The organism is Aurantiacibacter zhengii, from assembly GCF_003584125.1.
Lineage (GTDB): Bacteria > Pseudomonadota > Alphaproteobacteria > Sphingomonadales > Sphingomonadaceae > Alteraurantiacibacter > Alteraurantiacibacter zhengii.
On sequence record NZ_QXFL01000007.1, the window covers coordinates 64,382 to 83,567 of the forward strand.

23 protein-coding genes and 1 pseudogene are annotated in these 19,186 nt (G+C 60.4%); 5 read left to right on the forward strand and 19 right to left on the reverse strand.

Annotated features, from left to right (window positions below; genetic code table 11):
- Window positions 1–20 precede the first annotated feature (20 nt).
- Complete coding sequence (locus D2V07_RS14505) at window positions 21–398, forward strand: sensory rhodopsin transducer (protein WP_119587671.1); 378 nt, start codon at window positions 21–23, stop codon at window positions 396–398.
- Here D2V07_RS14505 and D2V07_RS14510 read toward each other — a convergent pair.
- From D2V07_RS14510 to D2V07_RS14520, 3 genes are all read right to left on the reverse strand, one after another.
- Window positions 395–1,510: an alpha-hydroxy acid oxidase gene (locus D2V07_RS14510; protein WP_233548427.1), complete on the reverse strand. Its 1,116-nt coding sequence runs from the start codon at window positions 1,508–1,510 to the stop codon at window positions 395–397. The two genes, D2V07_RS14505 and D2V07_RS14510, sit on opposite strands and share 4 nt — an antisense overlap.
- A gap of 154 nt (window positions 1,511–1,664) precedes the next feature.
- On the reverse strand, window positions 1,665–2,996 hold the full coding sequence (locus D2V07_RS14515; RefSeq protein ID WP_119587673.1) for a PQQ-dependent sugar dehydrogenase: 1,332 nt from the start codon (window positions 2,994–2,996) through the stop codon (window positions 1,665–1,667).
- Window positions 2,987–3,889: a class I SAM-dependent methyltransferase gene (locus D2V07_RS14520; protein ID WP_233548452.1), complete on the reverse strand. Its 903-nt coding sequence runs from the start codon at window positions 3,887–3,889 to the stop codon at window positions 2,987–2,989. The genes D2V07_RS14515 and D2V07_RS14520 overlap by 10 nt, the downstream gene beginning before the upstream one ends.
- A 101-nt stretch (window positions 3,890–3,990) precedes the next feature.
- On the opposite strand from D2V07_RS14520, the gene D2V07_RS14525 reads away from it, so the two are divergent.
- Window positions 3,991–5,262, forward strand: coding sequence for an SAM-dependent methyltransferase (locus tag D2V07_RS14525; protein ID WP_119587674.1), 1,272 nt, complete (start codon window positions 3,991–3,993; stop codon window positions 5,260–5,262).
- 57 nt (window positions 5,263–5,319) lie between these two features.
- On the opposite strand, the gene D2V07_RS14530 is transcribed toward D2V07_RS14525, so the two are convergent.
- Window positions 5,320–5,679: a hypothetical protein gene (locus D2V07_RS14530; protein WP_119587675.1), complete on the reverse strand. Its 360-nt coding sequence runs from the start codon at window positions 5,677–5,679 to the stop codon at window positions 5,320–5,322.
- A gap of 361 nt (window positions 5,680–6,040) precedes the next feature.
- Window positions 6,041–6,406: a PRC-barrel domain-containing protein gene (locus D2V07_RS14535; RefSeq protein ID WP_119587676.1), complete on the reverse strand. Its 366-nt coding sequence runs from the start codon at window positions 6,404–6,406 to the stop codon at window positions 6,041–6,043.
- Window positions 6,407–6,677: 271 nt separating this feature from the next.
- On the opposite strand from D2V07_RS14535, the gene D2V07_RS14540 reads away from it, so the two are divergent.
- Window positions 6,678–7,435 (forward strand): IS5 family transposase gene (locus D2V07_RS14540; protein WP_119587677.1). Its coding sequence is split into 2 segments (ribosomal slippage): window positions 6,678–7,014 and window positions 7,014–7,435, totalling 759 coding nucleotides; the frame shifts between segments, so codons are not numbered across the junction.
- A 127-nt stretch (window positions 7,436–7,562) separates the two neighbouring features.
- Here D2V07_RS14540 and D2V07_RS14545 read toward each other — a convergent pair.
- The 6 genes and pseudogenes from D2V07_RS14545 to D2V07_RS14570 all read right to left on the reverse strand — a co-directional run bounded on the left by D2V07_RS14545 (window position 7,563) and on the right by D2V07_RS14570 (window position 11,820).
- Window positions 7,563–8,006, reverse strand: coding sequence for a hypothetical protein (locus tag D2V07_RS14545; RefSeq protein WP_147367004.1), 444 nt, complete (start codon window positions 8,004–8,006; stop codon window positions 7,563–7,565).
- Window positions 8,007–8,023: 17 nt separating this feature from the next.
- Entirely contained in the window at window positions 8,024–8,374 is a 351-nt protein-coding gene (locus D2V07_RS14550) for a hypothetical protein (RefSeq protein ID WP_147367006.1), read from the reverse strand.
- 148 nt (window positions 8,375–8,522) lie between these two features.
- A complete protein-coding gene (locus D2V07_RS14555; protein ID WP_119587680.1) occupies window positions 8,523–8,732 on the reverse strand; it encodes a hypothetical protein in 210 nt (69 codons plus the stop codon).
- Window positions 8,733–8,916: 184 nt separating this feature from the next.
- A pseudogene (locus D2V07_RS19155) lies at window positions 8,917–9,144 on the reverse strand (helix-turn-helix domain-containing protein); the annotation flags it as partial.
- A complete protein-coding gene (locus tag D2V07_RS14565) occupies window positions 9,141–11,411 on the reverse strand; it encodes a type IV secretion system DNA-binding domain-containing protein (protein ID WP_233548430.1) in 2,271 nt (756 codons plus the stop codon). The gene D2V07_RS14565 and the pseudogene D2V07_RS19155, both read right to left, overlap by 4 nt.
- A gap of 118 nt (window positions 11,412–11,529) precedes the next feature.
- Window positions 11,530–11,820: a ribbon-helix-helix domain-containing protein gene (locus D2V07_RS14570; RefSeq protein ID WP_158586850.1), complete on the reverse strand. Its 291-nt coding sequence runs from the start codon at window positions 11,818–11,820 to the stop codon at window positions 11,530–11,532.
- Window positions 11,821–12,388: 568 nt separating this feature from the next.
- Between D2V07_RS14570 and D2V07_RS14575 the strand changes: the two genes are divergently transcribed.
- Complete coding sequence (locus D2V07_RS14575) at window positions 12,389–12,763, forward strand: hypothetical protein (protein ID WP_147367008.1); 375 nt, start codon at window positions 12,389–12,391, stop codon at window positions 12,761–12,763.
- A gap of 29 nt (window positions 12,764–12,792) precedes the next feature.
- Here D2V07_RS14575 and D2V07_RS14580 read toward each other — a convergent pair whose 3' ends face one another.
- The 6 genes from D2V07_RS14580 to D2V07_RS14605 form a co-directional block, all read right to left on the reverse strand.
- Window positions 12,793–13,044 carry a hypothetical protein gene (locus D2V07_RS14580; RefSeq protein WP_233548431.1) on the reverse strand — a complete coding sequence of 84 codons (252 nt, stop codon included), beginning with the start codon at window positions 13,042–13,044 and terminating at the stop codon, window positions 12,793–12,795.
- Between the two features lie 343 nt (window positions 13,045–13,387).
- Window positions 13,388–13,768 (reverse strand): hypothetical protein, encoded by a 381-nt coding sequence (locus tag D2V07_RS14585; protein ID WP_147367010.1) that lies wholly within the window; start codon window positions 13,766–13,768, stop codon window positions 13,388–13,390.
- The gene (locus tag D2V07_RS14590) at window positions 13,765–14,331 is read right to left on the reverse strand and encodes a hypothetical protein (protein WP_119587685.1); all 567 of its coding nucleotides are present in this window, start codon (window positions 14,329–14,331) and stop codon (window positions 13,765–13,767) included. The genes D2V07_RS14585 and D2V07_RS14590 overlap by 4 nt, the downstream gene beginning before the upstream one ends.
- Before the next feature lie 543 nt (window positions 14,332–14,874).
- Window positions 14,875–15,006, reverse strand: a complete 132-nt coding sequence (locus tag D2V07_RS19020; RefSeq protein WP_267899763.1) for a hypothetical protein — start codon at window positions 15,004–15,006, stop codon at window positions 14,875–14,877.
- A 95-nt stretch (window positions 15,007–15,101) separates the two neighbouring features.
- On the reverse strand, window positions 15,102–15,347 hold the full coding sequence (locus D2V07_RS14600; protein ID WP_119587687.1) for a hypothetical protein: 246 nt from the start codon (window positions 15,345–15,347) through the stop codon (window positions 15,102–15,104).
- A 306-nt stretch (window positions 15,348–15,653) separates the two neighbouring features.
- Window positions 15,654–16,658 (reverse strand): DUF2493 domain-containing protein, encoded by a 1,005-nt coding sequence (locus D2V07_RS14605; RefSeq protein WP_119587688.1) that lies wholly within the window; start codon window positions 16,656–16,658, stop codon window positions 15,654–15,656.
- 703 nt (window positions 16,659–17,361) lie between these two features.
- Between D2V07_RS14605 and D2V07_RS14610 the strand changes: the two genes are divergently transcribed.
- Window positions 17,362–17,589 (forward strand): helix-turn-helix domain-containing protein, encoded by a 228-nt coding sequence (locus D2V07_RS14610; RefSeq protein ID WP_158586851.1) that lies wholly within the window; start codon window positions 17,362–17,364, stop codon window positions 17,587–17,589.
- 204 nt (window positions 17,590–17,793) lie between these two features.
- Here D2V07_RS14610 and D2V07_RS14615 read toward each other — a convergent pair whose 3' ends face one another.
- The gene (locus D2V07_RS14615) at window positions 17,794–18,168 is read right to left on the reverse strand and encodes a hypothetical protein (protein ID WP_119587690.1); all 375 of its coding nucleotides are present in this window, start codon (window positions 18,166–18,168) and stop codon (window positions 17,794–17,796) included.
- A gap of 56 nt (window positions 18,169–18,224) precedes the next feature.
- Window positions 18,225–19,175: a hypothetical protein gene (locus tag D2V07_RS14620; protein WP_119587691.1), complete on the reverse strand. Its 951-nt coding sequence runs from the start codon at window positions 19,173–19,175 to the stop codon at window positions 18,225–18,227.
- Between the last annotated feature and the right edge of the window lie 11 nt (window positions 19,176–19,186).

Here is a 19,186-nt window from a genome sequence, read left to right on the forward strand (position 1 = left end):
AATAACACAGGAGCAGCATTATGAACGCGATCGGTCGGAGACGCTGGGTCATCGCCGAGGGTTATATTCCTGGAACCAGCATGGTGGGTGCCGATCAGGCGCTTGTCAGCCACGAGACCGCCTGCATTCTCAATACGGGCGGCACCGCCGCTAAGATACAGATCACCCTGTTCTTCACCGATCGCGATCCGGCAGGGCCATATCCGATCGAGGTCGGCGCCCGCCGGACACGGCACATGCGCTTCAATGACCTGACCGACCCGGAACCGGTGCCGCGCGATACGAGCTATGCCAGCGTCATCGAAAGCGACGTGCCGATCGTGGTCCAGCATACCCGACTTGACAGTCGAGCGGCCGAAATCGCGCTTCTATCGACAATGGCCTTCCCCGTCGATTAGACGCTGGTCCTGATCGGGAGACGATCTTCATGCACGAACAGGTCGGGTGAAAGCGCTTCGAGGTTCGGCACACCGTACTGGCCGAGTTCGTTCACCATCTCGGAGCGGAGCAGCTCGATTGCCCGGCTGACGCCCGCTGCTCCGTGGGCGCAAAGACCGTAAAGCATGGCGCGTCCGGACAGCACCGCGTCCGCTCCGAGCGCCCGCGCCTTGAGGATGTCGCTTCCCCGGCGAACGCCGCCGGAGATATAGAGCGCGATCCGATCTTTGGCGATCTCTTTCGCGCGCGGCAAGAGATCGAGCGGCGAAATGGCCCAATCGGCCTGCCTGCCGCCATGCCCGCCAAGGATCACCCCGTCCACGCCATGATCGATCGCGCGCGTTACATCTTCAAGGTTGAGCACCCCTTTCAGAAAAAGAGGCTTTCGCCAGCGCTCGCGGATCTTGGCAAAATCCTCCCAGCTGAGTGATTTCCGCATCCGATCGCGTATCCAGTTCGCGCTATCGAAGAAGGAGCGCTGGTCCTTCGGCACGAAGTCGATCACATTTTGGAACACCGGGAACCCGCGGGAGAATGTCGTCGCCAGCCAGCGCGGATGGCATGCAGCGTCGACAAGTGCCGAAAGATTGGGAAACCCGCCGGCTGTGCGGTTTCGCTCGTCCCATTCTCGCTGCCCGAAGATTTGCGCGTTGCTGGTGAGCACCAGAGCTTCGCAACCCGCCCGTTCCGCGCGATCCACCAGTTCCTGCCAGATCTCGTCGCCGCCGAAGACATAGAGCTGCCACCAGTGTCTCAGCCCCGGCACTGCCGCGACATTTTCCATCCTGCTGTTCGACATGGTGCTCTGGATGAAAGGAATGCCGGCATCGGCAGCCGCTTGTGCGAGCGCGATGTCAGCATTGCGCTTGAAAATTCCGTTCAGGCCGGTTGGCGCAATTGCGAGAGGAAGCGGTGCGGTACGGCCCAGAATGTTCGCGGAGACGTCGCGGCACGTCTCGTCGGCAAGCGTGAATGGCATGGCCCGCCATTGGGCAAAAGCTTGGCGCTCCCTTGCCAGCGTGGCTTCTTGTCCCGCACCGCCTTCGAGATATTCAAGGACGAACCGGGGCATGAGTTTGTGCGTTCGTGCGCGAAGATCCGCGACCGACCGGACCCGCGCCAATTTCCTGCCGGTATAATGGGTCCGCCGGGGAGACGACCCGACTTGGGCAAAGGACCCCTCTGCTTTCTTCGGATCGTTCAGGTCGATCTCCCAAGTACCTGTCCTATTGAACCCCGGAACTTTGCGTCTCGTTGTCGGAAACGCGCCAGACGGTATTGCCGACATCGTCTGCAACCAGCAGCCCGCCGCGTCCATCGAGCGCAACCCCGACAGGTCGACCGTAAGCCTCGCCATCGGCACTGAGAAACCCGGTAAGGATATCGTAGACTGGCCCGCTGGGACGTCCTTCGGAAAAGGGGACGAACACGACTTTGTAACCGCTCGGCGGCTTGCGGTTCCACGATCCGTGCTGACCAACGAAAGCGCCTTTAAGGTCGAGCGGTGCCGCGCTGGAGGGTTCTGTGAAAGCCAGACCCAACGAAGCGGTGTGGGGGCCGAGCGCGTAATCGGGAATCAAGGCCCGAGCGACAAGATCGGGACGCTGTGGTTCGACCCGTTCATCGACATGATCGCCCCAATAGGAATAGGGCCAGCCATAAAAGCCGCCATCTTGGACCGCAGTCATGTAGTCGGGAGGGACGTCGGAACCAAGCTCGTCGCGCTCGTTGACGGTAACCCATAGCCTTCCGCCGACTGGTTCGAACGCCATACCGACAGGATTGCGCAATCCACTGGCGAAAAGCCGCTCGGCCTTGGTCCGCAGATCGATCTCGCGTATTTCGGCGCGCCCCATCTCGTGTTCTTGCCCGTATTCAGCGATGTTGCTCGCCGAACCAATGGCGACATACAGTTTCGTGTCGTCGGGACTCACGGCGAGGCTGCGTGTCCAATGCTGGTTGTATCGCCCGGCGGGAAGCGCCGCGATTTGTTCGCCCTGCTTGCTGATGCTTTCGGCCCCCGTCTCATAGTCGAAACGCAAAACTGCATCGGTATTTGCGACATAGAGATTGGACCCGACGAGCGCCATCCCGAATGGCGAGTTGAGACCGGTGATGAAAGGCACCTGCATGTCGGCCACTCCGTCAGCGTCCGTCTCGCGCAGCAATGTGATGCGGTTTGCGCTTGGTACGGCCGAGCCCGCTTTTTTCATGAACAGTTTCATGAAGAAGCCTTTGATCCCCTGTCCCAGTTCCGGTTGCGGCGGGGCGGCGGATTCCGCCACGAGCACATCGCCATTGGGCAGGACGTGGAGCCAGCGGGGGTGCTCCAGACCGCGGGCAAACGCAGTGACCGAAAGCCCCTGCGCCGGAACGGGTGCAAGGCCGCGTGGCCAACCGGTCGCAGGCGCGACATCGAAAGTCGGCAGGAGGTTCTCCGCAGGTTCGGCGATCTGCGGGGTGGAACCGCTTGCTGCCTCAACTGGTAAGTCGGCCACGTGACCGCAGCCCGCAAGAGCAATCGATCCGAGGAAAGTTGCAAGAGCAGTCAGTCGCATGGAAGTTCCTTATGGGCAACGGCTTCGGATGGGCCGCGCACGGCGTGTTCGTAACCCGGACGCGCAAAAGTGAACAATCCGTAGCGCATGGCACCGGTTCGATAGGCAAGCATCAACCTGGGTAGACTGAGCGCGAAGCTTCTGTTGCGGGTCTCGCTACTGGCGACCAGGTGCCGGTAGGAACGATCGGTTGCGAGCCGCTTCAGGAGCCTCATCAGGCAGATGTCCCAGGTTCGGCGGACCTGATCGCTTAGGTCCTCAAAGGAAATTAAGCCGAAACCGGCGCGCCGGCCGAATTGTTCATACTCCTCTTGCGTCCCCATACCGGGAAGGTGTCCTTCGCGACAGATCGGTTCGAGCAAGTGCCGGACTTCCCATTTGTGGGCGCTGCCCGATGCCAACCAGGCGCAGACCACCAGCCTGCCGCCGGGTCTGATCACGCGGAAGGCTTCGTCGAAGCATCGCTGCTTGTCCGGCATATGCTCTGTGCTCTCGATAGCATAGGCGCCATCGAAAGAGCGTTCGGTGAGATTGTTCCGTAGCCAGTCGCGTAGGATGAACCGGACACTTCCTGTCCGCTGCGCCGCGCGGGCATATTGTCGGCGCGAGATTGTCAGGCCCGTTACGTCCACGCCAAAAGACGAGGCGAGACGCTGGGCTGTCGCGCCGTAGCCGCATCCGATGTCGCACAAACGGTGCCCGGCTTCCGGAGCCAATCGCTCTGCGACCAGGTCGACCAGGGCGTTCGATGCTTCGCGCGTCGCTTCATCGCCAGAGCGCCAATAGCCGTGATGCACGTGTTCGCCCCAGATTTCGCGATAGACGCGATCGAGTTCGTCGTAGTGACCCGAGACATCGCTCAACTGTGGTCGGGAACGGGGAACTATCATCACCTGTTCCAATCCCTTGATAAGGGTACTCGTTCCTGAACTATCGAAACGGGATAAAATGGTGCCTGTAGGGCAGCGGACGCGGCGCGGAGTGGAATGGCTGAATGAGCAAGCGACTGATCATCCGTTACCTCGCCGGCATCGTCAAACGAGGCACGCTCACTGTGCGTTTCGCCGACGGTTCGAGCGAAGAATTCGGTACGCCTTGCGAAGCCTACCCCGATGTGACCATCCGCTTTCTCGACCGCAAGGTTTCGCGGGACATACTGCTCGATCCGCGGTTGGGTGCAGCGGAGGCGTTCATGGAGGGGCGTCTGGTTGTCGAGCGCAGAGGGATCATGGAACTAGTAGAACTGTTGCGGGCCAATACTCCCTGGGATCGCGGAGGATCGATCGGTACGCCAAGCCTCCTGCGGCGTTGGCGCAACCGAGCTGCCTTCGCGCTCGAGTCGGTGAATTCGCGGATCGGGTCGCGGCGCAACGTGGCGCATCATTACGGTATCGGGAACAGGTTCTATCAATTGATGCTCGATGCCGAGCACATGCAGTATAGCTGCGCCTATTGGGACGATGGCGTCGAAACATTGACCGGCGCGCAGGAGGCCAAACTTGCTCATATCGCGGCGAAGCTTGTGTTGGCGCCGGGGCAAGAGGTTCTCGACATTGGCTGCGGCTGGGGCGGGATGGCGATCTATCTGGCGCAAAGAATGGATTTGCGCGTCACGGGCATCACGCTCAGCGAGGAGCAACTCGATCTCGCTCGAACCCGCGCCGAGAGCGCGGGCGTCTCCGGCCGGGTGAAGTTCGAACTGGTCGATTACCGCGACCTCGCCGCCCGGGGCGAGCGCTACGATCGGATTGTCTCGGTTGGTATGTTCGAGCATGTCGGACGTCCGCAATTCGAAACGTTCTTCCGCTGCTGCGCCAATATGCTCGCGGACGACGGGGTAATGCTGCTGCACACGATAGGTCGGATCGGGACGCCGGGTACAACCGATGCCTTCACCCGCAAATACATTTTTCCCGGCGGATACATCCCCGCACTATCCGAAACGGTCGCGGCGAGCGAAAAATACCGCCTTATCGCCAGTGACGTCGAGATGTTGCGGTTACATTATGCCAGGACCCTGCGGGCCTGGTATGCCAATTGTGAAGCCAATCGCGATCACATCGAGGCGATGTTCGACGCACGATTCTACCGCATGTGGACCTTCTATCTCGCAGGAGCCACGGCGGCCTTCGAACATGGCGGCATGTGCAATTTTCAAATTCAATATTGTCGCGACCGGAGAACTCTACCATGGACGCGCGGATACATCGGCCAAGCCGAAGAAGAATTGCGGGGCGCGCGAGGTAAGCATTCGGTGCGCGCGTAAGTGAGGCTTATGGACTTGAATTCGAAATGATGCAGGCCTGGCGGAGACAGCCGGCCTCTAATTTTCGTATCGGTGGTCATCCGGTGCCACAGTGACGGTGCAGTCTATCATCAGCCGTATCGAGCGCAAGGCACATACCAGCAAAGCGAGTTCCTCCTCGGAGCGACAAACATGATTCTCCGCGTTCCCGGGTTCGGCGAGCATGCCGATCAGGACAGACTCATCAGCGCTTGGATAGCAGTCTGTGCCGACAATGATGGGCCGCTTCATGGCCGCCTCGAAGATGGTCATGAGGCTATCGAAAGCCGGGGCAAGAATCTCAAGACGGTAATCGGCTAGAGTTTGGTATAGACGAGGCTGGCGCGCCAAGCCACTCTTCTTAGCAGCTTCCCAGCACCGGATCGCCTCCACGATCATGCGTTGTGAAATCTCGAACGTTCCATCGGAACCTGCGCGAGACATACGCGAGACCTTTCAGGTTCTGGCTTGCCAATAGGAAGGATCATACGACCGACGCCGGTTTTTCGTGCCGGACAGGTAGGCGCGCCGATCACTCGACCAGTGAACTCCTATGGCCCTGGAAGTCGCGTCAACCAACCTTATAAGCAGGCATGGATTGCATCTTCCGCTTGCCTAGGGCGAACTCCTTGATGGCTCAAGTGCGCCCGGCCGATAAAGGCACGTCGAGGCTTTTGTTAAGCCTTCAATTTACCCGGCATCTGTACTCATGATTTTGCAACTGGGTCATATACTTCGAGATTCAGGGCATGTAATTTTATCACCAGTAAGGGGTGACGGCCCAATATTCGTAAGCGCGGGTTTGGTAATCGCGGTCGTAGACGGTGTCGCGTTCGCTGTCCTTGTAGCTCGGCGCTTCCTTCAATCGATCTTCAGTAACGTCGAGATGATAGCCACCTAGTTCGGAATCGTATTCAAACTTTTCCCAAGGCAGGCTATGCAGTTCACCGCCCATGCCGAGAAAGCTGCCGACCGAAATCTCAACATCGCGCGCCTGACCGCTACGCTTTTCGATAAGCACACGTTCGACAGTGCCAATTTTATCGCCATTCGCCCCGTAGACCGCCGTTCCTTCGACACGATCGCTGCCGATCAGAGCGCTGCTTCGAACATTTTCATTCGGCATAGTGAGGCCTCCTCTTTCTGTATCCGTTAAAGTGACTTGCGCTGAATCTTACAATGCTCGAGCCGCGGAAATAGTTTCCCATCGTCTCGCTGATGTGGTTTTCGTCCCTGACTGACCAAGCGGGCCATGACATGTCCTCGATGGCCGATGGCATGGAAGGCATGGGATGCGGCGCGTCCCTCGCCGAACGGGCTAGGGTCCGGACCCATAAACGGGATTCACAGCAGCATCGAGATGTGATTCACCAGCCTCCAGCGAGGAGGTGTGGTGGATGGCGGATTTCTTCTGGTTTTCGGATGAGCAGTGGGCGCGGATTGAACCGCTTCTGCCGCAGGATACGCGTGGTATGCCGAGGGTCGATGACCGTCGGGTGCTCTCCGGGATTGTCCATGCTCTGAAGAGCGGCGGTCGCTGGGGCGATTGTCCCGAGCACGTCTACGGGCCGAAGAAGACGCTTTACAACCGGTTCCGGCGCTGGGCCGAGCGCGGCGTGTGGGAGCGCATCTTCGCCCAGCTCGCCGGGGTCGATGGCGTCCCTGAAAGGCTCTTCATCGACAGCAGTTGTATCAAGGTCCACCGCACTGCCGGAGGCGCAAAAGGGGGGCCTTGGCTCATGGTATCGGCATCACCAAAGGCGGGCGTAACACCAAGCTCCATGCCGTCTGCGACGAGAAGGGCCGCCCGCACGTCCTCCTGCTGACACCGGGCAATACACATGATGCCAAGGTCGCGATGCTGGCGATCAATGCCGTGCCGCCATCCGACTATCTGGTCGCCGACAAAGGCTACGACAGCAACGCTTTGCGTTCCTGGCTGATCGAACGCGGCACCACCCCGGTCATCCCGTCGAAGTCCAACCGCAAGGTGCAGATCGAGCATGACCGGCAGATATACCGCCAGCGCAATGTCGTCGAACGCATGTTCTGCCGCTTCAAGGACTGGCGCCGCGTCGCCACCCGCTTCGACCGCAATATCAAGACCTTCATGGCAACCATCGCCATCGCAGCCTTCGTCACGTGGTGGCTCTAATGAGTCCGGACCCTAGTCAGGAAATTACCTCCGCAATAATTCGCGACGTACATTGCAAGGTCAGGAAAGTAACGGAAGATTCTAAGAGCAGCGTTAACTTCGCGAAATCGGATTCCGCTTCGGCTGTCTAGGCAACCAGCAAGCCAAGTCCGCCAACATTTATTGAGAATAAGCCAAATATCGTCTTGGCGACCGACATCCTCCGCGCGACTGCGCCGCGGCGAATCTGCTTCTTCACTTTGTCGATGCCCGTCTTCAGCCCTGCGGTTCCGTCCCAGACATCGATCATCCCCCAGGCGAGGAGGCTGGCGGCGACGATTTGCGCGAACCCGTCGATGCCGAGGCGACCGAACCCGAATGAAATGGTCGCACCGGCCATGACCGGCAACATGATGACTTTGGCGACGTCGAGGGCGCTTAGGATGGAGCGGTGGCGAACGGAGGATGCGGAAGGAACGAGAAGGAGGGGCCGCTCACACAGCGTGCAGGCTTTGCCGGGATAGCGCGATAGCCATCCCGGCATGAAACCCCGGCAAAAGGGGCATTGCACCTGCGGCTCGTCGACGATCACGGCCCCTCCGTTCAGCCTCATGCCTTGCCTTGGCATTTCGCTTTCTTGCACTTCGCCGCGTCGTCGCACTTGGCGTCGTCGCACTTATGGTGCTTTTCCTCCTCGCAGTCGGCGCAGCGGACCGCGTCGTTGAGCGAGATGAGACGCTTCTTGGCCGCCCCGCTCTGGTCGATCGCGGCCCGCACCTTCGCTTCCTTTGCGACCATGTCGAGCATCTGCCGGGCGACGTTGCCCGCTGCCTTGTTGGTGCCGTCGGCCACGGCCGACGCGACGGCTGCCTGGTGCTCCGCATGGGCATCATTGCCAGCGTCCTGCGCGGCCGCGGGTACGGCCATGAATGCGCCTGCGAATGCGGCGGCGATCATCATCTTCTTCAACATCTGTCACTTCCCTTTTCTTCTTCCGGTTGCCCGGACTGGTTGGTGCGCCGGCGGCGCGTTAGGCCCCTCGCGGGGTGGTTTTTCCGAAGGGCTGTTCCTTACGGAAAGGTTCGGGCGCGCGGGCGCCCGTCCGGCGTCAGCGCCAGAATCCGTCCCGCCGTTCTCCGTGGCGGTTGTCGTATTTTTCCTTGTCGTCGTAACCGCTCTTGCGGATGCCGACTTCGACGCGGTCGCCTCCGGCGTTGCGGATGTGCAGGTCCCGCAGGTCCACCCTGTTTCGGTGAGCCCAGTCTTCGGCCGCGCGCTTGCTGCCGAATGTGCCTACGTCTTCGTAATCGAATGCCATCGTGGTCCTCCTTCAGGTCTGGGTGGCTTGCCAGGGTGATTGCGCCGGATGCGGGAAAGCCGGTCCGAGCGCGGCTTCGATGTGCCTCTCGACACTCGTCTGCGTGGGGCGTTCGCCTGCGGGAAGGCGCACGGTCGTGTATCGTATCCGTGGCGAACATGGGGCCATTGCTGGCACCTGCGAGAAGCCATGCCGGATCCAGACCGAAGTCCTCGCACAGCCGCGCGAGGAGGCTGCTGAGCGGCTCGCTATGGCCGTTCTCGTACCCCGCGAGCGTTTGCCGTGCGATTCCGAGCTCGCGCGCCATGCCATCCTGCGATCGGTCGAGAGCGACGCGGGCGCAGCGCAGGCGCTTTCCGATCGCCGGTCGGAAACGGTCCGAATACGCGATGACGGAAGGGGAGAGGTTCACCGGCCCATCTCCTGCTCCTCGTCGATCGCCACCTCGTGGCGATCCTCCTTCTCGCGGCCGAATCCCTGTCGGTTCTCGCGCTCGAGAACGCTTTCCTGACCGTCGTCTCGGCCCCGGAGCTGGCGTGTCTGAGCAAGGACGTTCCGATTGGAAGCATTGCGCTCCTCGACGTCACGCAGGGCGAGTTTCTGGCGCTCGCGCTCGTCACGCTTACCGGTGTGCTTGAACTTCGACAGATCGTCCTGGTCGCGCTGGTCGCTGGTTCCGTCGACCACATCCTTCGCATCGGTTCTGTGCTGCAACTCCGCGGCCGTCTGCTCCACTGACCGATCGAGCGAACCCTCCACCTCCTCGCGCAGCTTCTCGGCTTCGAGCTCCGCCTGGCTAAGCACGACATCCACCCCATCGCGCCGGTCCTTGGGTACGTTGTCCGGTCCCTCCCCCTCACGACCGCCCACACCCATTTCCGCGGCTTCCTCGTCGGTCGGCACGTATTCGGCGGCGCGCATGTCGGTGACGCGCATGAAGCCCTCGGCGCGCTCGGGGTAATCCTTCCACGTCAGCTTGATGCGCGCGGCGGGAAAGCCATCGGGGAATTTGATGAAGCCGCTGAGGCTCGGCAGGTTGCCGATATCGTCCGGCATGACGAGCTCTTTGACATCGGTTCGCGGCGTGATCGTCGAGGCGTCGCGGCTGTTATTGTAGCCGTAGGAATATGCTTCATCCATCTGGCGAACTTCGCGGCTGCCGATGAATTCGGAGCAGCGGCGCGACGTTTCCGGGTCGGCGGTTTTCAGGATAAGCTTGGTGCCGGCAAGCGAGGCCAGATTCGTGGCTCCATGCTCTCCGTATGTTTCCTCTAGTTTGTCGAATGAGTGCATTCCGAGCACGAAGGCGCCGCCGAACGCTCGCGCCGTCTGGAGGCCGTGATCGATCGCTGGAAGGCGGTGCAAAGCATGGACTTCGTCGATCAGGAACCATGTGCGCAGATTGCGGCTTCGGCCCATCTGGAAGAGCGCGTTTACCGCAAGGTCCATCCAGAGCGTCAGCAAGGGCCGGTTGAGGACGAGATCGGGGTGCGTGGAAGTGATGAACAGGATCGAGCCCTCCTGCACGTCCTCGGTCATCCATTTCTTGATCGAGAAGCCTTCTTCGCCCGGCGGAGGTTCTGGCAGGAAACGAAAGGCGTTCGCATTGGCGATGAAGGTCGTGCGGATCGATTCCGCCATCTTCGCTGCAGATGGTGACATCATCGGTCCGGCGACCGTTCCTTCCAGTTGTGCGTGGATCGTCTTGAGATCCGACATCATCAGGAAGTAGGCGAGACCTCCGTTCGAGCGCACGCCCATCTTGAGCATCTTGACGCACATTTCGACCATGAGCGTGCGAGCTGATTTTTGCCAGAAATCGTCCTCGACAGATTGGCCGCTCGGAACGAGCGCTGTCGCGGCGCTCATGAACTCCGCGTAGTTATGGCAGTCGTTGAAAATGGACCATGCCTGGCACCGCTTGTCCATCGGGTTGAGGATCACATCGGTGGCTTCATTGTAGAAGCTTTCGACGAAGGTCCCGGTGAGGTCGAAGATCACGCATCGATGCCCGCGTTCGCGTGCCTGCGTGACCAGTTTTTTGAGCTCGGTGGTCTTACCGGCGCCGGTCGTTCCGATGAACATCGCGTGGCTCTGCTCGAGCCGCCAGGGATAGGGTAGCCCGGCGATCTTGTAGGGCTGATGAAGACCCCGCCTGATACGTTGCTTGAGCGGCTCTTTCAGGACTGCGTTCGGATCCTCCGGTGGGGTCCGCGAAAGGCATTCTTTCTCGTGCTCGCGCCAGTTGTGCGAGATGATGGAATCCTTGAGCATCGGTCGCTCGACGAGTACCGCACCGCGCTCGTGTCGTTCGGTAAGAATTTCCGAGCCGCGTTTGCGCGAAAAGTCGACAAACCAGATGGTCAGCGGAACGCAGATGAAGGCCGCGCCGAGCATCGAAGAAACTGTGACCTGGATGGCGCGAGACCACGCCGCCTCGACGGCGGGATGATAGGGCACCATAGCCATCGTTCCCTGCACCATTTGGCCCGATGGAAGCGTCAGGTTTATCGCTTTCATGGGGTCGAGCGACATCCAACCCCAAACCGACGATAGAAGCTTCATCAAGACGAGATGGACTTCGTGATTCTTGAAGGTGAAATAGCCCAGCACGAAGAGCAGAAGAACGGTCGTTCCGATCCACGTGTAGAGGGGGATTCGGATGCCCGCCCAGGTCATCAAAATCTCGTGATGGAACAGCTGCGATCCGCGCGTGAAATTACCCGCGTTTCGCTTCACCTTTCCGCGCGCCGAAGCGTGCGTCAGAGTGATCGCCTGCTTGTTGGTCCGGATGTCGCTACGCATGGTGCTCTCGCACGTTTCGCATGGCCGCACGAATGAGCTCGTCGCTGTCTTCCGGGTACTGGCGTTCGACCAGGAGAGAGAGCGCGAGCTGAGTGTGCTCGAGGATCGTAAGCGCGCGCTGCCCGTTTAGGGCAATACCAAGATTGAGCAGTGGTACGCCCAATTCGAGCGAGACGCGGATGGCTTCTGAGCGAGAGACGCCCCTGACGTTCGCAAGATGGTCGAGTTTGCCGACCATCTGGGGGCTAAGCGTCACGCCGACGCTTTGAAATTTCCGTTCCATGCAAACTCTTTCCGAGTTGTGCATGGTTTCTCTATCGCGGTTGCCATTATATAGAGGTGCAGCGCGATTGGAAGAGAAACCTGCGCTGCAGTCCGCTGCACCGCCAAGCCGCTGAAAACGCACGCGAAAGATGACGCCAGACCGGTGGTGCAGGCGGCTGCAGTTCGGTTCAGTGGCCGAAATCCCGACCTAAGTGCTTGATAAAACAACCGTAATCCTGTGCAGGCCCCAACGGCGCAGCCGTGTTCGGTGTGCTAAAATAGGGACTTGGCGGTTCTTCTTCTCGTTCGCTTGTCTCGAGGAGTCGTGAGAGGAGCTGGTTATCCAGCTGGTAGTGCCGGCCATCGTGCCGCCAAGAGCTCCGAGCGTGTACAACGCGACGGTGGCAATGCTTCTTCCTGGGCGGACAAGAGTGGACCTTCAGGTCCACGTCGATCGTCACCCGTAGGGCCGAGACTGGCATAGCCAGGCTCGGTGGAGCTTGGTGACGAAGCTGCCCTAGCGAAGCCAGGGCAGCGAGGAACCTAGCGCAATAGAGCGCGGTCCGTAGCGGCCGAGGCCGCGAAGGATGGCCCAAATAACAGACCTCCTTCCATCACGGCAAAACGCAAAAGCATCGAGCAAAAAAACGGCTCGAAAATTCATGGCGGTTGCTGCATCAAGCGAGGCACGAAATCCGTCGCGAAAGGACATGCAAATGGTATCAAAAGTGGAGCGTGAAAGGGCGGCTCTCGAAGCTGCGGAACAGGACGTTGCGGAGCGCCGGAGAAAGCTTGCCCAGATGGAAAAGGAAGAGGCCGAAAAGGAGCTGGCTAGGCTCGTGCGCAAGGTCGGTCATGCGTGTGCGGTGAGACTGCTGGAACTGGCCGTCAGCGTCAAGCCGAAGAGCGCGATCGAGGCGCTCGAAAAGATGGAGCCTGCGGGCCAGAAGCAGTCGTCCTGAGGGCGGCGCCTTGGCGCCGCCCGTTCGGGTCAGTATTCGTCGTCCATTTTGCCGGTGGCGGTGTAGACGATGTCGTCGATGAGGTGCATCGGAAGCTCGCCGTAATCGCCTTCCTCGATGAGGATGTAGCCGTCTTCGGTGCGGACCACATGGACGTCGAAGAAGGAGTGGTAGGAGCGTCGTTCCGCTTCGAGTGTCTTCTCGTCGAGCGCGATCGTGTCGGTGTCGATCTGGCGGATCGTGGCGGTGTCAGCCTCGAATGTTTCGGTGGTGTAGCACATGGTAGCCTCCTGTCGTTGGCGGCTCGTCCGCCATGCCGTGAATCAGCGCTCCGGCGGTGCGCGGGTCACCGGAGCGAAGCGGAGGGGAACCGAAAATTGATCGAGTGGTGCGGAAGCCGCGTAGCGGCTTCACGGTCGGTCCATTTTCGGTTGATCCGCGTATGGCCGGAGTGCTCAGGCGATGGTGGCGGACGGGCCATCGGCGGGAGGCGGAAGTCATTTGCTGCACTGCTCGTTCGAGGCGTTGCCGTGATGCGCCAGTGCTTCGAGTATCGGGCATGAGAAAAGGGTGCCGCGGCGCATGGCCGGACACCCTTTTCCGATGCATCGATCCAGCGGGAGGCTAGTCGCCGGTCGATGAGATTGCGGGGTTCGCGAATGGTTCTTCAGGCGGGCAGCACGACCTGCAATGCGGTACCCCGGTGACCGGGTGCGGCTGCATGTCATGGCCATCGCCCGAGACGCAGTTGCCGGGCAATCCTTCGTCTATTTCGGAACCGACGATCGCGCCTGTGTCGAGATCGATTCGGTCGAAATGATCGTCGCCTTCGTGCTCGCATTCGATGCAGGTTTCATGGTCGTAGACCCCGCCGAGCTCCCAGCGCTGGTTGGTCTCGTCCCAAGCGGTCCAGGCATCCTTGCAGATCGCTTCGGAACCGCAGTTGGGGCATCGCATCTTCAGGCGCGTGCGGGGCGTCGCGATCGCGTTCACGTTGTCGATCACTGGGCCCACTCCAGTACGGGGGTCTGTTCGCCGCAGTCGGTGAAGGCGAGGTACGCCAGACTGTCGTAAATCGGGGTGATCTTGGCGCCGCAGAACGCGTCGTAGGTGCGATGATCTTGGAGGAGCAATCGCAGGCTTTCGAGGGTCAGTTCGCCTTCACCCGCGTCGTCGCGCCCAAGCGCGAAGAGCACCTTCGATGCAAGGTCCGGGCCCATCATGAGATCGCGCGCCAGGGCGATGTGTTCGGACACCTCGATCGTTATCGGAGCGAGGCGCCCGAGGTGCCGGACGCGCAGCGTCCGTCCGAGGAACTGCGCCTCTTCGACGATCGAGATGATCTCGGCCCGATGATCGAAGCAGGCGGTGAATGCGGCCATCGAAAGGGCATTGGCGTTGATCTCGAAATTGAGGGGCGCTGCCCCGAATTCTCCGGGATCGACGTCGAGCGCGGCGTTCCCAGAGTGAAGCCGCCGCGTCAGCGCGGCGAGCTCCAGCGCGGAGATTTCGGCGGGCCGTGAATGAAGCTGGGTCTGCGTGTCCTTGATGCGGAAGGTGACGAGCATCTCTGCCTCCTGTGATGAACTCGTCTCTCCCCTTCCCCCTCCCCTTTGATGCGCGGTCTGTTCGGTGAAGGCCGACGGTGTCCATTGGCGCATCCCGTCGAGGATTGGCGCGGCGCAAAGCCTGCGCCGGCATGGGGCCGTATTCCGAGCAGGAAGCGTAGGCGATGCGCGGACGAACGGATGTTCGTCAGCGAGCCGGAGGGATGGTTGCAAGTGCGCGCGGCACACCGAGCGTTGCGAGAGCGGACGCATGGCCGCCAGCACGCGAGGGAGTGCCCGCGCCTGGCGAAACGTCGGCCATGTGGAAGCGGGCGTCGTCGCCCGCCGCCAGCTATCCGTCAGCGCAGGACAGGCATGGCCGCGATGCCTACGGACGCGAAGGCGTCCGGGCGAGCCAGCCATGCCGGCGGGGCCAAGGCGGACCGAGCGTGGCGCACGCGACCGAAAGGTCGCCAGCGAGCAAGGGACCGCCGCGGCCGTGGCACTGCGGTTCGTCTTGGTGCTACGCGATCGCGAGCTGGGATGTTTGGACTGCGGCTACCGTCAATCGAGCCTGCGGTGCATCAAGGCCATCAGGCCGTAGGCTGCGGTGATGCCCGCGGTGACTGCGAGGATCGTCAGCCATGCGAACGGGATGCGATCGAGGAAAGGACACGGCGGGACGTAGCGTAGCACAATCCCGGCAACGAACCCGACAAAGAGATATACGAGAAGGGGGCGCTCGAACTCGGGCAAGGCGAAGTAAAAAAGGGGGCCGAAGCCCCCCGCGGTCAGACCGCTGCGATATAGCCGCCGGTGGCCGAGCCTATCGCGATGATGACGCCGATGAGCCCGAGGACCCAGCGATTGGTGGCGACATCGGTCCGAAGCGACTTTACTTCGGCAATCAGCTCGGCATTGGCTTCAGTGATTTTCATCGCAATGTACTCCTCCAGTTCGGAGACGACCTTCTCTGCGTTCTCGCCCGAGACTTTAGCCTCTTTCAGCGCTTTGAACAATGTGATTTGGACGCCCATCTTAACCTCCATGTGTTGATGGTGGTTCCCGCCGGTCACGGGCGTCCAGCGGGTCAAGGATCGCCGCAGGCGACCGCGGAGCGGGCCGTGGGGGAGCCGATTTTGCGCAGCAAAATTGGGGGAACCGCGGATCCTTGAGGCGCGCCAGTGCGCCCGTGACAGACTGGGACATCGACGAGACGAGCCCTCCCCGGTCCGGTGACGCGCCCACACGGGCGACGGGGGCTCGATGCCCCCCGAGCCCGTTCTGCCGAGACGGAAAAGGAAGGGAGGCTCCGGCGACTGCCGGAGCCTCCCGAGAGGCGCTCACCCGAAGGTGGAAGCGCCGACCCGCTGCGTTTGCGGCCGCTGATCGGCGATACGGCGGATGTGAACGGGCACCCCAGCCTGACGGAGCCGCTGTGCGAGGTTCGCCTGGATGCCGGAGCCTTCGCCGACGATCGCTTCCACCGGGCCGAGCTTGACCATGTTCTCGTTGCGCAGGAACGGAGCGCGGTTGCCGTGACGTCCGTCGGGCATGAAGAGGATTGTCTGCACGCCGTTCTTCTGGGCCCATGCGTTCGCCATCGCATCGACGCCCTTGCGCATACCCGTCGTTCCGAGAACCATGTTCGGGATGCGGGACTTGATGTCGTCGAGGATGTCCCAGATCATTTCGAAGTCGTACCATTCCTTCATGCCGCCCGAGGTGACGACCAGCGGACCTTCGGGCTGGAACTGTGCCCTGCGATCCTTCGCGCGTGCTGCCAGGAAGTCGCGAGCCTGGATCTGCGAGGCGGTCACGCCGTTCTTGCTCACCTGCGAACCGCGGGTTGCCGTGAACGGACGTCCGGTCTCGACCCGGTAGACGTCGGCGGCATGGTCGCGCATCGCCTCCAGGGCTTCGCGGCATCCCTGCAGCGTCTGGACGAGCATCTGCGTTTCTTCGAGCTCGACGGCGTAGATCTCGGAAGGATCGAAGTGACGCGCGAGTTCGCCGAGCTTCTTCGCCGCATCGTCCTCGCGTCCTTCGGCAATGCGAGCGGTCATGTGGAAGGAGTTGACCATCCCCCAGGCGAGCTGCTGGGCGAATTCTTCCATCCGGGTGTCCTTCAGGACGTCGAAGATCGTTCCGATCGCCATCTCGACAGCGCGCCGCGCCATGTCGGGATCGGGCATTTCGGCCGCCATCGGTTCGTCGACGACGCTGAGCTTCGCCATGTCGCTCCGTTCAAGGAAAGCGCCGTCGTAGGCGGCGGTGACGTCGGAACGGGTGTCTGCCAGTTCCATGCGGGCGTTCGCGAGATCGGCGAAAGAGTTGAACTTCTGCATTGGTAGCCTCCATTGGTTTTGATCGCGTCATCGCGTGATGACGGGGTCCAATGGTGCGCAGCGGACAAGCGAGGTCAGGGACGTTAACCGGGAAGCCGGCACGTCAGGGCCGGACCCCGGTTAACGCCTACGGGCCGTGGGGGAGCCGATTTTTTCCCGTCTGCTGAAAGCAGACAAATGCCGGGAAAAAATTGGGGGAACCGCGGATCCTTGACCGGATCCTTGCCGCAAGTATCCTTCGGACCCCATCACACGAGGATGCAATCAAACACACCCTCCCCCTCCCCCTTCCTTCGAGAATATCGGGCTCCCGCAGGAGCCGCGTCGGACAGGCCGGAGCGTCTCGCGGGTGAGGCGACGCCAGGGGTCGTCGCCCTCGCGCGGCCGGCCGGTCGCCGGCGGCGGGACCGAGAGCCCGCGGGGCTTCAAAAGCAATCCGTAGGCCCGACCGCAGGCAGGCAGTTGATTTGTTATTCGCGAAGGACGGCGGGGCGCCGGTGTGACGCGCGTGTTTTCCGGCCGGAGGGCGAGCCGAGGCATTCTGCCCCGCTCATGATGCCGCAGCGCGATAGCGCGGTGCGCGGCTAAAATTTATCGATCGTGACTAAGCTGGTGATGAATTGATCTCGATTCTGGTCGGCTCTCCGTGAAGTGGTTAGCTTGGCTACCAATCGAGAGGTCACCGCGGACGAGGATTTGCGTTTTGAAGCAGCTCACTCAGCACGATCATATTAAGTGGCTGTTGCGTATCAACGGCAGCTCCCTGGCTGACATAGCTAGAGAATTGGATATTTGCGCGTCGGCCGTGACAATTGTTTCCAAAGGGCAGTCTCGCTCGAAAAGGGTAGAAGAAGCTATTGCTCAAGCTACCAACATGCGCCCGGAGCAATTGTGGCCTGAGAGGTATCCCGATCCCGCCTTGGCGGTTTGACTGGAAACCCCGCCAGGTGATCGTCACCCGGACGGGCCGAGACCTGCATGGCAGGGCTCGGCGTAGCTTGGCGACGCTGACAGCGATCGAGCGAAGGCGAGGAGCTGGCAGGAGCTTAGCGAAGTAGAGCGCGATCCCGGCCGAAGGCAGGGAGGCGGTGATCGTTTCTTAGTAGCTAGAATCCCTTTCACCTTATGTGTGTGATTAGTCGTCCAGTTCAATCAGATCGACTTGGATCCGGAACGAGCTTCCGCTCTTGTTCGCTGAGTTATCGAGGATATCGGCAAGTGCGTCCGCCTCATCGAGCTCTAGATCTATTGCCGATCGGCCGATGTGATGAATGATGGTTCGATCGACCGGCTTGTTCCCCTCATTCAGGTAGACCTTTGTAATGAGAGATAGCTCATCGATTTCGATGCTTGTTTCGCTCTGCGCTCTCTTTCCGGCCCGCAGTCTTGCAACCAGAGTTTTCACGGAAGAGTGGCGAATAACAACTTCCTCGAGAATGTCTGTCCCGTTATCTTCCGTGAGGCGAAAGTCCACTAGATGGGTATGAGGCTTTAGACTGAGGATGGCCATGGTTACATCTCTCTTGAAGCTGCAATTGAAGCGGAATTTTGTTGCCGGGTGGGAGTTCACATATCCACATTGTAGCGATCGCGAAGGTCCTCGCTTTCTTTGAGTAGTCTTTCAATTGTCATGACCGTCCGACTATTTGCTTTCCGGCTCCTAGTCTTCAGTACCTGCGTCAAGCGCCTGTTGAACCCCATGTTTGAGATTTCGTCGCCTCCTTTTGTGTCGGTCGACACCGAAGCATGGAGCATGTCGTAATCGTCCGGAGTTAGGCCGAGAGAGGTGAAAATGCTGTCGAGTTCGTTTGATATGGCTTCTATGCGAAGTTGCGCCTCGCGGACTTCCTGTTCCTGTCTCGATTCCAAATAGGCCATAAGGAGATGGCGTTTTCCATCTTCGCCGAGTTCTTCCGTGATGTTGAAGCGTTGGAGCCAGGTGATATCGAAGAGCACGGAGAGACGTCTTACGAGGTCCGCGACATGCTCATAGAGGGCGTAGAGGAATGCCCCGTCGATATTCCCGCGTATGGGGCCCTTGGGCTTTTCTCGACGGTCTATGCGCAGGTGCATCATCGCTTCACCTACACCTCGGAGAAAAAGCAGTTCGTTTTCAGGTCTGTCGGAGAATGATGGTCCTCCATATGTCGGATGATGGACGAAGTCGCATTTTCCATTCTCGTAATAGGTCGGCTCCCACTCAAGGCGGAAATTACCCTTGTTCGTGAGGCTCGCAGATAACGTGATTCTTGGTAGCGGCTGATGATATGGTGATTGCCGTCGTGCGCGAAGCTGTTCGATGTCGAGGAGCCACGGCGAAAATAGGCTCAATAGGGCATTCTCGTTCTCGCAATCGCCAAGACCGTCGAACCTGTATGCATACTCATCGAAGCTCGGACCGCTGCCGCGCCTGTAGGTTGTGTCGATGTAGCGATGTTCGCCATTTGCGATGATCGTGATGTCAGGCTCAACTCGGCGCATTTCTTTTACTACCGTTTTATCAAACAGGCGGAACATGCATGTTGTAT

Excerpts from the sequence above, each read along its gene's own strand:
- D2V07_RS14530 (WP_119587675.1), bottom strand. The coding sequence starts at position 5,679 with ATGATCGTGGAGGCGATCCGGTGCTGGGAAGCTGCTAAGAAGAGTGGC.
- D2V07_RS14550 (WP_147367006.1), bottom strand. The coding sequence starts at position 8,374 with ATGATGATCGCCGCCGCATTCGCAGGCGCATTCATGGCCGTACCCGCG.
- D2V07_RS14555 (WP_119587680.1), bottom strand. The coding sequence starts at position 8,732 with ATGGCATTCGATTACGAAGACGTAGGCACATTCGGCAGCAAGCGCGCG.
- D2V07_RS14510 (WP_233548427.1), bottom strand. The coding sequence starts at position 1,510 with ATGCCCCGGTTCGTCCTTGAATATCTCGAAGGCGGTGCGGGACAAGAA.
- D2V07_RS14580 (WP_233548431.1), bottom strand. The coding sequence starts at position 13,044 with ATGTGCTACACCACCGAAACATTCGAGGCTGACACCGCCACGATCCGC.
- D2V07_RS14600 (WP_119587687.1), bottom strand. The coding sequence starts at position 15,347 with ATGGGCGTCCAAATCACATTGTTCAAAGCGCTGAAAGAGGCTAAAGTC.
- D2V07_RS14615 (WP_119587690.1), bottom strand. The coding sequence starts at position 18,168 with ATGGCCATCCTCAGTCTAAAGCCTCATACCCATCTAGTGGACTTTCGC.
- D2V07_RS14535 (WP_119587676.1), bottom strand. The coding sequence starts at position 6,406 with ATGCCGAATGAAAATGTTCGAAGCAGCGCTCTGATCGGCAGCGATCGT.
- D2V07_RS14515 (WP_119587673.1), bottom strand. The coding sequence starts at position 2,996 with ATGCGACTGACTGCTCTTGCAACTTTCCTCGGATCGATTGCTCTTGCG.
- D2V07_RS14565 (WP_233548430.1), bottom strand. The coding sequence starts at position 11,411 with ATGACCTGGGCGGGCATCCGAATCCCCCTCTACACGTGGATCGGAACG.
- D2V07_RS14525 (WP_119587674.1), top strand. The coding sequence starts at position 3,991 with ATGAGCAAGCGACTGATCATCCGTTACCTCGCCGGCATCGTCAAACGA.
- D2V07_RS14605 (WP_119587688.1), bottom strand. The coding sequence starts at position 16,658 with ATGCAGAAGTTCAACTCTTTCGCCGATCTCGCGAACGCCCGCATGGAA.
- D2V07_RS14620 (WP_119587691.1), bottom strand. The coding sequence starts at position 19,175 with ATGTTCCGCCTGTTTGATAAAACGGTAGTAAAAGAAATGCGCCGAGTT.
- D2V07_RS14590 (WP_119587685.1), bottom strand. The coding sequence starts at position 14,331 with ATGCTCGTCACCTTCCGCATCAAGGACACGCAGACCCAGCTTCATTCA.
- D2V07_RS14575 (WP_147367008.1), top strand. The coding sequence starts at position 12,389 with ATGGCCCAAATAACAGACCTCCTTCCATCACGGCAAAACGCAAAAGCA.
- D2V07_RS14570 (WP_158586850.1), bottom strand. The coding sequence starts at position 11,820 with ATGGAACGGAAATTTCAAAGCGTCGGCGTGACGCTTAGCCCCCAGATG.
- D2V07_RS14505 (WP_119587671.1), top strand. The coding sequence starts at position 21 with ATGAACGCGATCGGTCGGAGACGCTGGGTCATCGCCGAGGGTTATATT.